The sequence below is a fragment of the Tardiphaga sp. GW822-FHT04G09 genome, assembly GCF_058800725.1.
This window is the reverse complement of sequence record NZ_JBXAMO010000004.1, coordinates 64,537-78,046: the sequence shown is the minus strand read 5'-3', so window position 1 is coordinate 78,046 and position 13,510 is coordinate 64,537. Positions and strand designations below refer to the sequence as shown.

The window sequence follows — 13,510 nt, the reverse complement described above, 5'->3', positions numbered from 1 at the left end:
TCAGGCCGTCTCGACCCAGCTGCGCTCGGTGGCGGGCCCATCGATCCGGCCGGAGCGCAGCCGCACCACGCGGTCGCAGCGATGCGCCAGCGTATGGTCGTGGGTCACCAGCACCAACGTCATGCCGCGCTGGGCGTGCTGCGCGAACAGGAGATCAACGATCTGGCCGCCAGTGGATTCATCGAGATTGCCGGTGGGCTCGTCGGCAACCAGGATCGCAGGGTCCGGCGCCAATGCGCGGGCCAACGCAACGCGCTGCTGTTCACCGCCGGAGAGCTGGGTTGGATAGTGATGCAGACGGGCGCCAAGACCGACTGCTTCCAGCTCGCGCGCCGCACGGCCGGTCGGATCCGGATGACCCGCCAGCTCCAGCGGTACCGCGACATTCTCCAGCGCCGTCATGGTCGGGATCAGGTGAAAGGACTGGAAGACGATGCCGACGTGGCGGCCACGAAACCGCGCCAATCCGTCCTCATCGAGATCATTGAAAGAGGTACCGTTGACCACCACCTGACCTGAGTCAGGACGCTCCAGCCCCGCCATCACCATCAGCAGCGTGGACTTGCCGGAGCCCGACGGGCCAATCAGCCCGATCGCTTCACCAGATCCGACGCGCAGGCTGATATCCTTGAGGATATGCACGCGCGCGGCGCCGGTGCCGAGCGAGAGGTTGATGTTCGAGATTGAAATGGTGTCCGGCGAAACGCCGGCCGATGATGAGGCTTCAATGAAAGTATCCATGCCAGCTTCATATGGCACTTCGTTTGCGGCGGTCGAGGGGCTGCTGCGCACGTTTATGTGGCTTCTCGCGGCAGGTCTAATGGTCGCACTTCCGATCCCCAGCGCCACGGCACAGGCGGCTGTCGCCGGCGCCGCCAAACCGGTCAAACTGGTGGTGCTGGGCGATTCACTGAGCGCCGGTTACGGGCTCCCGGCCGCGGCTGCATTTCCGGTCCGGCTACAAAAGGCCCTGAAGGACAAGGCGATAGAGGTCGACATGATCAATGCCGGCGTATCCGGGGATACCACCTCAGGCGGCCTCGGGCGGCTCGACTGGTCGGTGCCCGAGGGGACGCAAGGTGTGATCATCGAGCTCGGCGCCAACGACGCGCTCCGCGGCACCGATCCGAAGATCCCGCGTGCGGCACTCACCGAGATATTGACGCGGCTGAAGGCCCGAAACATCGCAGTGCTTATCTGCGGCATGGTGGCACCGCCGAACTACGGCGCCGATTATGCGGAAAAGTTCAATTCGATCTATCCGGATCTCGCCAGGCAATTTGGCGTGCCGCTCTATCCGTTCTTTCTTGAAGGCGTCGCCGGGAACAGCAGACTCAACCAGGCCGATGCGATGCATCCGACAGCGGAGGGCGTCGACATCGTCGTGAAAAACATCCTGCCCAGCGTCGAGGCATTTGTCGGCACGATCGCCAGGCAACGCAGTTGAGAAACAGGCAGCCTCGACCTTAATGACGGTTTTTCACGGAACCTTCATGCACCGAGCGCGGCATCTGCTTCGCAGAGTCACAGAAGTCGGGTAAAAAAAGACATCGGTGATTCGTCACCGGCTCGTTTGTTCGGGCATGATTTTCGCCGAGGGGTGCAGGACACTTAGTGCCCCACCTTTCGGCGAAAATCGCGCCCCGGCAAAGAGGAGCTGACTATGCCGCGTTTGTTCGCCGGACTGGAGATACCAGCCGAGATCGGCCAGACATTGGCCAATTTGCGTGGCGGCCTGCCAGGCGCACGCTGGATCGATCCTGAAAATTATCATGTCACGTTACGCTTCATCGGCGACATCGATGGCGTCTCCGCCAACGAGATCGCCGATCTGATGTCCCGTGTGGAGCGCAGGCCGTTCGAAGTCGCGGTCCGCGGCCTGTCCAGCTTCGGCGGCAAGAAGCCCCGCGCTGTCGTCGCCTCGGTGGATCCGAGTCGTCCACTGCTTGAACTGCAATCCGAACTGGAACGGCTGGTGCGCCGCTGCGGGCTCGAGCCCGAGGGCCGTAAATTCACGCCGCATGTCACGCTGGCCCGGCTGCGCGATTCCTGCGACCGCGACGTCGCCGACTATCTTTCGGTGCGCGGCTACTTCCCGACGAAGATTTTCACCGCCTCGCGCTTCGTGCTGTTCTCCTCGCGGGCCTCCACGGGCGGCGGACCTTATCTGGTCGAGGATTCCTACGCGCTCTGCGCATGAGCGCATATCCGCATCGACCAATTCGCATCTTGCATTTTCCGGACACATGGGGCCGTTAGGGCCCCATGTCGTCCAGCCCTCCGCAATCCTTCCGCGAACAATATCAAGCCCTCGTAGCCTCCGGCGCCATTGAGGCCGACCCGGCGCAGGCCGGCGCCGTCGAGGCCATTGCCGCGCTCGATGCCGCGCTATCCACCTACAGGCCAGCGCGCAAGCAAGGCTTCTTCGGACGCCTGTTTGGCGACAAGGATGCGCAGGCACCGCGCGGACTTTACGTCCACGGCGAGGTCGGTCGCGGCAAGACCATGCTGATGGACCTGTTCTTCGAAGCCAGCTCGGTCTCGCACAAGCGTCGCGCGCATTTTCACGAATTCATGGCCGACACCCATGAGCGCATCTACAGTTTCCGCCAGAAAATCGCGAGCGGCGAGATCCCGGAAGGCGATGTCATCGCGCTGACGGCGAATTCGATCTTCGACGAAGCGTGGCTTTTGTGCTTCGACGAATTTCATGTCACCGATATCGCCGATGCGATGATCCTCGGCCGTCTGTTTGCGCGACTGTTCGAACTCGGTACCGTCGTCTTCGCAACATCCAATGTCGAACCGGTCAATCTCTACAAGGGCGGTCTCAACCGCGCACTGTTTTTGCCGTTCATCAAACAGATCGAAGATCACATGGAAGTGCGCAAGCTGGATTCGCGCACCGACTATCGATTGGAAAAACTGGCCGGCGTAAAGAGCTGGCTGGTGCCGGACGATGATGCAGCAAAGGCCGCACTCGACAAAGCCTGGGCGAAGCTCACGGGCGGCGCACCCGCCAGGTCGCGCGACATTTCGATCAAGGGACGCACGCTGCATGTTCCCCTGGAGGCCCAGGGCGTTGCACGCTTTTCATTCGGCGACCTCTGCGAGAGGCCGCTCGGCGCGTCCGACTATCTGAAACTGGCGCACGACTATCACACGCTCTTCATCGAACATATTCCGATGATGGACTATGGCGACCGCAACGCCGCCAAGCGCTTCATTGCACTGATTGACACGCTCTATGACAATGCCGTGAAGCTGATGGCCTCGGCGGCCGGTGAACCGCACGCGCTCTATCTGGCGAGTGAAGGGTTCGAAGCCATGGAGTTCGCGCGGACCGCGTCGCGCCTGTTCGAGATGGGCTCGGAAACATATCTGGCCCTGCCCCATGGCCGCAGCGATTCCACGGCGTCAGGCGCCACCACGGGCCTGGTCGAAACCTGACGCGCGATCAGATCGATATCAAAGCGAAATCGGTACTTTCGCAAGCGATTCCAATTTCCGGTTTGCTCATAATAATTTGCATTGCAGGCCGGCGCTCGACAATTGGGCAGGCCCCGACTTGAACGGTGTCCGCGAAAGGGATAACCAGCCTGTCAGCATTTCCTGCTCCCTCCCTACCCCTTCGGGCTTAAAGGATAGATTTCCCATGGCGCGTAACAAAATCGCATTGATTGGTTCTGGTCAGATCGGCGGAACGCTCGCTCACCTCGTTGGCCTGAAAGAACTCGGCGACGTCGTGATGTTCGACATTGCGGAAGGTGTGCCGCAGGGCAAATCGCTCGACCTCGCACAGTCCTCGCCGGTTGACGGCTTCGACTCCAAGCTGACCGGCGCCAACTCCTATGAGGCGATCGAAGGTTCGGACGTCATCATCGTCACTGCCGGCGTGCCGCGCAAGCCGGGCATGAGCCGCGACGACTTGCTCTCGATCAACCTCAAGGTGATGGAGCAGGTCGGTGCGGGCATCAAGAAGTACGCCCCGAACGCCTTCGTGATCTGCATCACCAACCCACTCGACGCGATGGTCTGGGCGCTGCAGAAGGCCTGCGGTCTTCCGGCGAAGAAGGTGGTGGGGATGGCGGGCGTGCTGGACTCGGCGCGCTTTCGCTACTTCCTGGCCGATGAATTCAACGTGTCGGTCGAGGACGTCACCGCCTTCGTGCTCGGCGGCCATGGCGACACCATGGTTCCGCTGGTCAAGTATTCGACCGTTGCCGGCATCCCGCTACCAGATCTGGTGAAGATGGGCTGGACCTCGCAGGCCCGTATCGACGAGATCGTCGACCGCACCCGCAACGGCGGCGCCGAGATCGTCAACCTGCTCAAGACCGGCTCGGCCTTCTACGCGCCGGCCGCCTCGGCCATCGCCATGGCCGAGAGCTACCTCAAGGACAAGAAGCGCGTGCTGCCCTGCGCCGTGCACCTCAACGGTGAATACGGCGTCAAGGACATGTATGTGGGCGTTCCCGTCGTGATCGGCGCCAAGGGCGTCGAGCGCATCGTCGAGATCGAACTCCTCGGCAAGGACAAGGAAGGCTTCGACAAGTCGGTGGCGTCGGTGGTCGGCCTGATGGACGCCTGCAAGAAGATCGCACCCGACCTGCTCGGCTAAGATCAGGCTCACCTCACCGGCACCCTAGGGGTGCCGGTTTTGCATTTGACGACATTGGCAAACACTGCAACGAACCCCTCAGCCAATTCGTCCGTCACGCGGAATTATCGTCACTTTGACTTGCCGCATGCTTGGTATACGGTATGCCAGTTCAAAGAAAACGACGTGAATTCCAAGTTCACCAACCGGGGTTCGGGAGCGACTTATGAATATCCATGAATATCAGGCGAAGGCCGTGCTGAAGGAATTCGGCGTGCCCGTTTCCAAGGGCGTGCCGATCCTCAAGGCCGAGGAAGCCGAAGCTGCCGCCAAGCAGCTCGGCGGTCCGTTGTGGGTGGTGAAGAGCCAGATCCATGCCGGCGGCCGCGGCAAGGGCAAGTTCAAGGAAGCCTCGGCCGGCGACAAGGGCGGCGTCCGCCTCGCCAAGTCGATCGACGAGACCAAGCAGTTCGTCAAGGAAATGCTCGGCGCGACCCTGGTCACCGAACAGACCGGCCCCGCCGGCAAGCAGGTCAACCGGATCTATCTGGAAGACGGCTCGGACATCGAGAAGGAATTCTACCTCTCGCTGCTGGTCGACCGTGAAACCTCGCGCGTTGCTTTCGTGGTCTCCACCGAAGGCGGCATGAATATCGAGGACGTCGCGCACAACACCCCGGAAAAGATCGTCACCTTCTCGGTCGATCCGGCCACCGGCGTCATGGGCCATCACGGCCGCACGGTGGCGCAGGCGCTGGGCCTCAAGGGCGATCTCGCCAAGCAGGCCGAGAAGCTGGTGTCGCAGCTCTACACCGCCTTCATCGCCAAGGACATGGACATGCTGGAGATCAATCCGCTGATCATCTCCAAGCAGGGCGAGCTGAAGTGCCTCGACGCCAAGATGTCGTTCGACTCGAACGCGCTGTATCGTCACCCGGAAATCGTCGCGCTGCGCGACACCACGGAAGAAGACGCCAAGGAAATCGAGGCGTCGAAATATGACCTCGCTTACATCGCCCTCGACGGCACCATCGGCTGCATGGTCAACGGCGCCGGCCTCGCAATGGCCACCCTCGACATCATCAAGCTGTATGGCGAAAGCCCGGCGAACTTCCTCGATGTCGGCGGCGGTGCTTCCGAAGAGAAGGTGACCGCGGCGTTCAAGATCATCACTGCCGATCCGAACGTGAAGGGCATCCTGGTCAATATCTTCGGCGGCATCATGAAGTGCGACGTCATCGCTGCCGGCGTGGTTGCCGCGGTGAAGGCCGTCGGCCTGCAGGTGCCACTCGTCGTCCGCCTCGAAGGCACCAATGTCGAGGAAGGCAAGAAGATCATCCGCGAATCCGGTCTCAACGTGCTGCCCGCCGACGATCTCGACGACGCCGCGCAGAAGATCGTCAACGCTGTGAAGGGAAAGTAAGTAGATGTCCGTCCTGATCGACAAGAACACCAAGGTCATCTGCCAGGGCTTCACCGGCAAGAACGGCACCTTCCACTCGGAGCAGGCGATTGCCTATGGCACCAAGATGGTCGGCGGCACCTCGCCGGGCAAAGGCGGCTCCACCCATATCGGCCTGCCGGTGTTCGACACCGTGGCCGAAGCCCGCGACAAAACGGGCGCCGATGCGTCGGTGATCTATGTCCCGCCGCCGGGCGCCGCAGACGCGATCTGCGAAGCCATCGACGCGGAAATCCCGCTGATCGTCTGCATCACCGAAGGCATTCCGGTGCTCGACATGGTGCGCGTGAAGCGGTCGCTGTCCGGCTCCAAGTCGCGCCTGATCGGGCCGAACTGCCCGGGCGTCGTCACCGCCGGTGAATCGAAGATCGGCATCATGCCGGCCAACATCTTCAAGCCCGGCAGCGTCGGCATCCTGTCGCGCTCCGGCACGCTGACCTATGAAGCCGTGTTCCAGACCACCCAGGCGGGCCTCGGCCAGAGCTCGGCCGTCGGCATCGGCGGCGATCCGGTCAAGGGCACCGAATTCATCGACGTGCTCGAGATGTTCCTGGCCGACCCCAAGACCACCTCGATCATCATGATCGGCGAAATCGGCGGCTCGGCAGAAGAAGACGCGGCGCAGTTCATCCGTGACGAAGCCAAGCGCGGCCGCAAGAAGCCGATGGTCGGCTTCATCGGCGGCGTCACCGCCCCTCCCGGACGCCGCATGGGCCATGCCGGCGCCATCGTGTCGGGCGGCAAGGGCGATGCCCAGTCGAAGATCGCAGCCATGGAAGCCGCCGGCATCCGCGTCTCGCCGTCTCCGGCACGCCTCGGCACCACGCTGGTGGATGTGCTGAAGGGCTAAGCTGAGCTCGGCAGAGTTAAGAATGAGAAAGGCCCGCTCGTCAGAGCGGGCCTTTTGCTTTCGGGACACTTGATATCAATTGGGGAGGGAAACGACTGGTGCCCAGGAAAGGATTGCGACGGCGGTGACGAGGCGCGGAGCGTATTTCGAGCCATTGCTAAGCGCATAATCGAAAGAGCAGGGTAGGTATCATGCCTGGACGGGGCCCCAGCAAGGATATCACTAAACTCCTCTCTCACTTCGTCGAGAAGGAGCCATACATCAATGGTTTCATGAAGGCCGTTGTGGGCTTCATCGATGAATCCAAAGCTCTTAAGCCGCTCGTTCATTCAATTAAATATCGCGTCAAATCATTGGACCGCCTCGAAGACAAGTTGCTGAGAAAGAAGGGCAAGGCCGCTGACGAGAAGCGAAAGTTCGACATCACACCTGCAAACTTGCTCGATCGAGTGACTGATTTAGCCGGCATCCGTATACTTCATCTGCACACAAGTCAGTTCGCTGCTATCGATCAAGAGCTACGAAACATCATAAAAGAGCAGAAGTTCACGCTTGCCGAAGGTCCGTTCGCTAGAACGTGGGACGACGAATATAGAGACTATTTTCGGGGGTTGAACGTCGAGCCGCAGCCAAGCCCCAATATGTATACGAGCGTACATTACGTAATCGCGTCGGGATCAGAAACTACGATTAATTGTGAGATTCAAGTCAGGACGTTGATGGAAGAGGTCTGGGGAGAGGTTGACCACCTCCTCAACTACCCCAAACAAGCCGAAAGCGTTGCTTGTCGAGAGCAGATAAAGGCGCTAGCTCGCGCCACATCAACAGCGACACGTCTTGTAGATTCGATATTCGCGACCGCCGCTGATTTGGAGAAGACCGAATCGAAAAAGGCGAAGCAAAACAACCGAGACCCCGCGCGGGCCAAAACTCCCAAGAAGAAGACCGGCAGGAGCAAGTCGGCTCGCAAGCCCAAGCGTTGAATGCAATTTCGTGAATTGAACGATCCAGAAGGTCGCGCCAGTCAGTACCCCAGCATCACTAAGTTGGACGCTTTCTCTATTTGCGCTCTGGTCATAAAGAAGTATTCGCCTGAAGCGTGCTTGGTGTGGCGATACGCCCATTCGTGAGCTAACGCTTCAATGCGCAATGCGTGGTCTTGATCAAACCATTTCCCCACGGCTCGTATTGCGAACTTTAAACCAAAGATCACTGCAATATGGTTGCCCGAAAGTTCTAGCAATCTGCGTTTCTCGTCGTTCGTGACACCGATCTTAACTAGGAACGTATCCGACGGAGCAGTTGTCAGCCCGAAAGCGGGCGTGTCAGCACAGACAGCTAGATAAGTCTTAGTTGCAGGCTCTTGCTCAAACTGTTTGATCAGTTTTTGCGACCTAAGATAAACAGAAACTTCTTCAAGTTTGAATTGAGCAAATGCAGCTAGTTCATCTGGTGTGATTTTCACAATGGAGTTGGTCGCTTCCCAACCGGCTCGCGAAGTTGTGGACAACATGTCCCGTGCAAACGGCCGCTCGGGGAAGACCCACGCCCTGTCGACTTCAAGCCCGAAGGGCCACTTATCTTTGCCCCATTTTGCGATCGACAGCGCCTTAAACTCGGGCTCGACATGAGTGTCGGAAAGAACCGCGTTCGGTAGCACCTTCAGCAGCCCCAACACACGTCCCAAATTTTCTGGAGCTATCGCCTCGGATTCTGCATCGTTGATTTGCTGGTTCGGGCTACAGAATTGCAAAACGTAGATTGGCAGCTCGCCCATCTCGTCTAAAATTCTGTCGCGGCTACCTTGCCTTCCAAACCCAAGCATTCCCCATCTATCGGGGTCGAAACCAAACCCTCGGGTCGCAAAGATTCGAGTAAAGTCGATCTCCGGTACGGCCTTTTTTGGAAGCTCTAGCTCATCGACAGATCCCCAATCGAACTGCCGGACTTTAGCTTGCTCCCCTCGCAGATCGAACTCACCGAACACCTTACGTATAGCGTCAATGCCGCCTGCAGATGGCGAGTCTGTTCCTGTCTTACAAACTATCGTCGTTATGATCGGCAACTCGCGGGCTTTACAGAATTCCAAAACTTTCGTTAGTGGTACACCGAGCCCTTGGCCAGTTTTATTGTACCAACTGATGCGATCGGCCAATATGGGATAGGTCGTTCTGGACTTCTTCGACGCATACTCTGCAAGGATTTGAGCGACTCTTTTCGCCTCTGCGTCCAGCATTGTCTTGCCTTTCAGTACAGTTGCTCAATTGTTGAAGATGGCTTCGCTGTTGGTGAAGTTTTGCGTCCGACCCCACCCTAATAAGCTACTGCCCTCGTTTTGACGAGGATCGCAAGGGGCACCTAGTGCCGCAGCTTGAGCGCCACTAAGGAAATGCGCCGGCAGATACTTGCATGGATCCCGCAAGCGCGACGTCAACTCATTGGTCACCACAGTCCTCCACCCCTACTCTCACTGGCCTCGTAGCACCGCTGTGAAGTCTCGAAGTTTCCTCACGCATAGCTGAGTCAATTTGGCTCGGCTCAAATGGGATGGCGCTGGATTCGTGGCCTCTTACGTTTCAGTCAACGGTCGATGACTAAGTTGTGGGATGTTTCGCATGCTTGAGTAGTGCGTGGTGAAGGGCGAATGCCAGACCGCGTCGGATCGAAAAAGCAAAGGCCCGCTCGCGAGAGCGGGCCTTTTGTTTTGACACTCTGACTGGATCGCCCGGTCCAAGTGCGCGACCGGCCGGGCGACGATACTGGAGTTCTACGCCGCCTGCATTTGCTTCTCGCCCAGCAGCGGCAAGCCTTCCTCGATGGGATATTTCGGATCGCGCGACCATTCGTTCCACGAGCCGAAATACATCCGCACATCGGCGACGCCAGCATTCTTCAGCGCCAGGAACGTGTTGGACGCACGCGCGCCCTTGAAGCAGTAGAGATAGACAGTCGTCGACGGCGTGATGCCGACGGTGGCGCATTCGGCGAGGATCTCGTTCTTCGACTTGAAGCGCGGGCCTTCCGGTGTCGGCTTCATCATGCGGTACCACTCGATCCAGACGGCGCCGGGAATGCGGCCCATGCGCGGGCAGAAATCGCGGCCATAGGGCGAGGAGCTTTCGCCGATCCATTCGTCGACATCGCGCACATCGAGCAGCGCGATCGACGGATTGCCGAGCGCGGCCTGCATGGTGGCGGCATCGATCAGGATCGAACCGGCTTCCGGCCTGACCGCGAAGGACGCGGGCTTCGGCGCCGGCACGTCGGTGGTGGTCGGCAGGCCCTTCATGGTCCAGGCCTCATAGCCGCCATGCAGCACCTTGATCTTCGGGTAGCCCAGGAATTCCAGCAGGAAGTAGCCGCGGCAGGACTGGCCGAAGCCGGAATTCATCGACTGTTCGTAGATCACCGCGGTCTCGCTGCCGGAGAGGCCTGCGCCGCCGAAGGCCGCAGCGAATTTTGTCTTCAGCTCATCCATGCCTTCCGGCGTCGAGGTGGCGAGGAACGTGAAAATCTCATGGAGATTGACGGCGCCGGGGATATGCCCCGCCGCATAGGCATCAGGATTGCGCGTGTCGATGATGACACACGGTTCGGATGTCATGAACGTGACGAGGTCGTCTGCGGATATCAGAACTTCAGCCATTGAAAGCCTCCACTGTGTTGAACCGTCGTTGTTGAACCGTTGTGCTGGATCGCCTGTGGTTTCGCCGTGACGCAAGTGAGGTTGTCTGATGGATCACTTGCGTGATCGTGATCATTTGCATGATCGGGATCACGCGCCGCCCTGGTCTCCCGGATATTCGCGCGCATTGTCTGCGAGCATTTTTCTGAGTTGCTTGGTGGCGGGGGTGACGATCGCCACGAAGTAGGATTCACGCAGGCGCCGCTGGGCGCGGTGCGATTTCAGATAGCCGCGCGCGCCACAATGCAGCATCGCCGCATGGGCAGCGGCCACCGCGGCATCGCCGGCGCGCAGGCGCAGTTCGACGACACTGCGCCAATAGGCATTGCCGGTCTCATAGGGCGTGGCCGCGAGCATCATCGTCTCGGCTTCCATCTTCGCCAGAAGCCCGGCGAAATCCTCGGGCTGTTGCGGCAGGAAACAATTGACGTGGGCGAGCGACGGCTTGACGCTATCCATGATGGCGACGCAATCCCTGATGAGACCGAGGCCCATGCCCATCTGCATCAGGATGAAGCCGGCGCGGATGTTCTTCACGAACGGCATCGCCGGCGCGGCCAGCACCTGATCGTCGGGGATGAAGACGTCGCGGAATTGCACCGCATAGGTGCCGGTGCCATCCATGGCGAGGAACGGCTTGCACGGCGTCAGCGAGAGATTCACATCAGCGCAGTCGGCGATGAACATCACCTTCTCGCCGGAACCATCATCGAGCTCAAAGATCGTTCCGAACATGTGGTCGGGACCGAGATTCGACACCCACGGCAGAGCGCCGCGCACGATATAGCCGCCGTCGGTCCTGCGGCCTTTCAGCTTGAGCTTCTCGATGCCGAAGAAGCTCTTCATGGGATTGGACAGACCGGTGCCGCCGAGCAGCCGGCCGCTCGCGGCATCGCCGAGATATTTCGCCTTCAGCGCGGCGTTATCGGAATTGAGGATGTACCAGACCAGCGTGTTCTGGCACCACGCCATGAAGGCGGTGGAGCCGCAGGTCTCGCCGATGGCAGAGATGCCGGCAATGGTGTCGCGCAGATCGGCGTGAGCGGACCAGGCGCCGACATCGCCGAGATGACGCAGCGCCCGGTCGGGATAGATCGTGCCTTCATCGATCTCCAGGGCGATCGGTGACAGATCGGTGCGCGCGACGGCGGCGATCCGTTCGATGAGAGATGATGAGTCGTCCGTCACCTCAACGTCGTCAGATTTCCGCAGCACCGCCATCGTGGTCATGTCGATCTCCGTCACGCGCAAGGAAGAGAGAGGTTGCGGCCGCATCGCTGCGGCCGCGCGAACTCAGATCAGGCAGACACTTCGAGATTGACCGGACGCGTGAAGGTGTTGGCGACGGGCGACCACTTCTTGACGTGATCAATCAGCGCATCGATCTCGGCCTGCGGCACGCCTTCGCATTCCATGTCGACCTTGATGCGCACATCGGTGAAGCCGACCGGCTTCTCGCTGATATCGCCGGTGCCCCAGACCGCGGTGATGTTGAGATCGCCCTCGAGCTGCAGTTCGAGCCTGTTGACGGTCCAGCCGCGATGCACGGCATTGGCGTGCAGGCCGACGGCGATGCAGGAGCCGAGCGCGGCCAGGGAGGCTTCCGAGGGATTGGGCGCGGTGTCGTCGCCGAGCAGCGCCGGCGGCTCATCGACGATGTAAGGCGGCAGGTTGCGGATGTAGTTGGCGTGGCGGAACTTGCCCTCGGCGACGGTCTTGCATTTCAGCGTCTTGATGACGTTGGGATTGGCCTTGCCATTGGCGATGAGCTGTTCGAGGCCGCCTTTATCGATCGGCGCGAGGCAGCCGGTCAGGGCGGTTTTGGCGGCAACAGCGGTCATTTGGTTTTCTCCCTTGGAAGCTAGAATGATACAGAACGTTCTGTAGCTTTGCAGAATGCGTGCCAGCCGGGGGAGATTGCGAAAGCGCCGTATTTTCAGTGGGTTGGGTCGATGGCCGAAAATGAGGCGCTGGCGGCTTTGCCACTTAGCGCGCCAGAACGCCGGTTCCCCGCTCGAATATTGGTCAGGAACCGATGATCGCTTGCGCCCTGCGCGCGGCATGACATATGACAGGACATGACCGATGCGATCCCGCAGGCTGTCGAAGGCAATGTTCCGCAGGTGTCGCCGCGCGACCGGCTGATGGATGCGGCGACCCGGCTGTTCTGCAAGAACGGCATCAATGCCACCGGGATCGACGCCATCGTCAGCGAGGCCGGCACGGCCAAGACCACCCTCTACAAGAACTTCAAATCCAAGAACGAGCTGGTCGAGGCCGTCCTGGAATCGGAAGGCAAGGTCTGGCGCGGCTGGTTTATCGCCGCCATCGAGCGCCCGGCGACGCCCCGCGAAAAGCTGGATTCGATCTTCCCCGCGCTGAAAAAGTGGTTCGGTGAAGAGGGTTACACCGGTTGCGTGTTCATCAACGCGGTCGGCGAACACCCCAAGGACGAGACCCGGCTGCGGGATCTCGCCATGCGCCACAAGTCGTTCGTCCTGTCCCATATTGCAGGGCTGGCCCGCGCTGCGGGCGCCAAGAAACCCGAGTTCCTGGCCCACCAGATCGGCCTGCTGATGGACGGCGCCATCGTCGCGGCCATGGTGACCCGCGACCCCAGTGTGGCCGACGCCGCCGGAATGGCCGCAAACGCCCTGCTGGACGAGGCCTGCGGGCCCATTCGCGTGCGCCGGACCCGGCGCAGCGGATTGCAGGGCGGCGCCGCCGCTCTGGCCAAGGAAGACCTCAGCGTGGTCGACTGAAATTGCACCGCACAAAGAGTTGACGAAATATTCAGTTCTTCGTGTTTTTCAGGGCGCACATTCGTACTAAATAGGTTAGAAGGTCGCTCGACTTTAGGCCTGATCCAACGACGGGTCGGCCCCCGCCAACACTTTCCGCGCGACGCCAAAT

At 60.2% G+C, this 13,510-nt stretch carries 13 protein-coding genes; 8 read left to right on the top strand and 5 right to left on the bottom strand.

What is annotated here, in order from left to right; genetic code table 11:
- Positions 1-741 (bottom strand): ABC transporter ATP-binding protein, encoded by a 741-nt coding sequence (locus AC1RLZ_RS09500; RefSeq protein ID WP_493188447.1) that lies wholly within the window; start codon positions 739-741, stop codon positions 1-3.
- Between AC1RLZ_RS09500 and AC1RLZ_RS09495 the strand changes: the two genes are divergently transcribed.
- From AC1RLZ_RS09495 to AC1RLZ_RS09465, 7 genes are all read left to right on the top strand, one after another.
- Positions 740-1,447 (top strand): arylesterase, encoded by a 708-nt coding sequence (locus AC1RLZ_RS09495; RefSeq protein ID WP_493188446.1) that lies wholly within the window; start codon positions 740-742, stop codon positions 1,445-1,447. The genes AC1RLZ_RS09500 and AC1RLZ_RS09495 overlap by 2 nt on opposite strands.
- A gap of 216 nt (positions 1,448-1,663) precedes the next feature.
- On the top strand, positions 1,664-2,200 hold the full coding sequence (gene thpR, locus AC1RLZ_RS09490) for an RNA 2',3'-cyclic phosphodiesterase (RefSeq protein ID WP_231078692.1): 537 nt from the start codon (positions 1,664-1,666) through the stop codon (positions 2,198-2,200).
- Between the two features lie 65 nt (positions 2,201-2,265).
- Positions 2,266-3,450 (top strand): cell division protein ZapE, encoded by a 1,185-nt coding sequence (zapE, locus tag AC1RLZ_RS09485; protein ID WP_493188445.1) that lies wholly within the window; start codon positions 2,266-2,268, stop codon positions 3,448-3,450.
- Between the two features lie 205 nt (positions 3,451-3,655).
- The gene (gene mdh / locus AC1RLZ_RS09480; RefSeq protein WP_493188444.1) at positions 3,656-4,621 is read left to right on the top strand and encodes a malate dehydrogenase; all 966 of its coding nucleotides are present in this window, start codon (positions 3,656-3,658) and stop codon (positions 4,619-4,621) included.
- Positions 4,622-4,826: 205 nt separating this feature from the next.
- On the top strand, positions 4,827-6,023 hold the full coding sequence (gene sucC / locus AC1RLZ_RS09475; protein ID WP_493188443.1) for an ADP-forming succinate--CoA ligase subunit beta: 1,197 nt from the start codon (positions 4,827-4,829) through the stop codon (positions 6,021-6,023).
- Between the two features lie 4 nt (positions 6,024-6,027).
- On the top strand, positions 6,028-6,912 hold the full coding sequence (sucD, locus tag AC1RLZ_RS09470) for a succinate--CoA ligase subunit alpha (RefSeq protein ID WP_371426037.1): 885 nt from the start codon (positions 6,028-6,030) through the stop codon (positions 6,910-6,912).
- Positions 6,913-7,103: 191 nt separating this feature from the next.
- Entirely contained in the window at positions 7,104-7,895 is a 792-nt protein-coding gene (locus tag AC1RLZ_RS09465; protein WP_493188442.1) for a RelA/SpoT-related domain-containing protein, read from the top strand.
- A gap of 41 nt (positions 7,896-7,936) precedes the next feature.
- Here the strand turns inward: AC1RLZ_RS09465 and AC1RLZ_RS09460 are convergent, their stop codons facing one another.
- The 4 genes from AC1RLZ_RS09460 to AC1RLZ_RS09445 all read right to left on the bottom strand — a co-directional run bounded on the left by AC1RLZ_RS09460 (position 7,937) and on the right by AC1RLZ_RS09445 (position 12,438).
- Positions 7,937-9,148, bottom strand: coding sequence for a GIY-YIG nuclease family protein (locus AC1RLZ_RS09460; RefSeq protein WP_493188441.1), 1,212 nt, complete (start codon positions 9,146-9,148; stop codon positions 7,937-7,939).
- Positions 9,149-9,679: 531 nt separating this feature from the next.
- A complete protein-coding gene (locus AC1RLZ_RS09455; RefSeq protein WP_493188440.1) occupies positions 9,680-10,558 on the bottom strand; it encodes a sulfurtransferase in 879 nt (292 codons plus the stop codon).
- Positions 10,559-10,687: 129 nt separating this feature from the next.
- Positions 10,688-11,818, bottom strand: coding sequence for an acyl-CoA dehydrogenase family protein (locus AC1RLZ_RS09450; protein ID WP_493188680.1), 1,131 nt, complete (start codon positions 11,816-11,818; stop codon positions 10,688-10,690).
- 77 nt (positions 11,819-11,895) lie between these two features.
- Entirely contained in the window at positions 11,896-12,438 is a 543-nt protein-coding gene (locus AC1RLZ_RS09445; RefSeq protein WP_493188439.1) for an OsmC family protein, read from the bottom strand.
- 237 nt (positions 12,439-12,675) lie between these two features.
- On the opposite strand from AC1RLZ_RS09445, the gene AC1RLZ_RS09440 reads away from it, so the two are divergent.
- Positions 12,676-13,359: a TetR/AcrR family transcriptional regulator gene (locus AC1RLZ_RS09440; protein WP_493188438.1), complete on the top strand. Its 684-nt coding sequence runs from the start codon at positions 12,676-12,678 to the stop codon at positions 13,357-13,359.
- Positions 13,360-13,510: the final 151 nt, after the last annotated feature.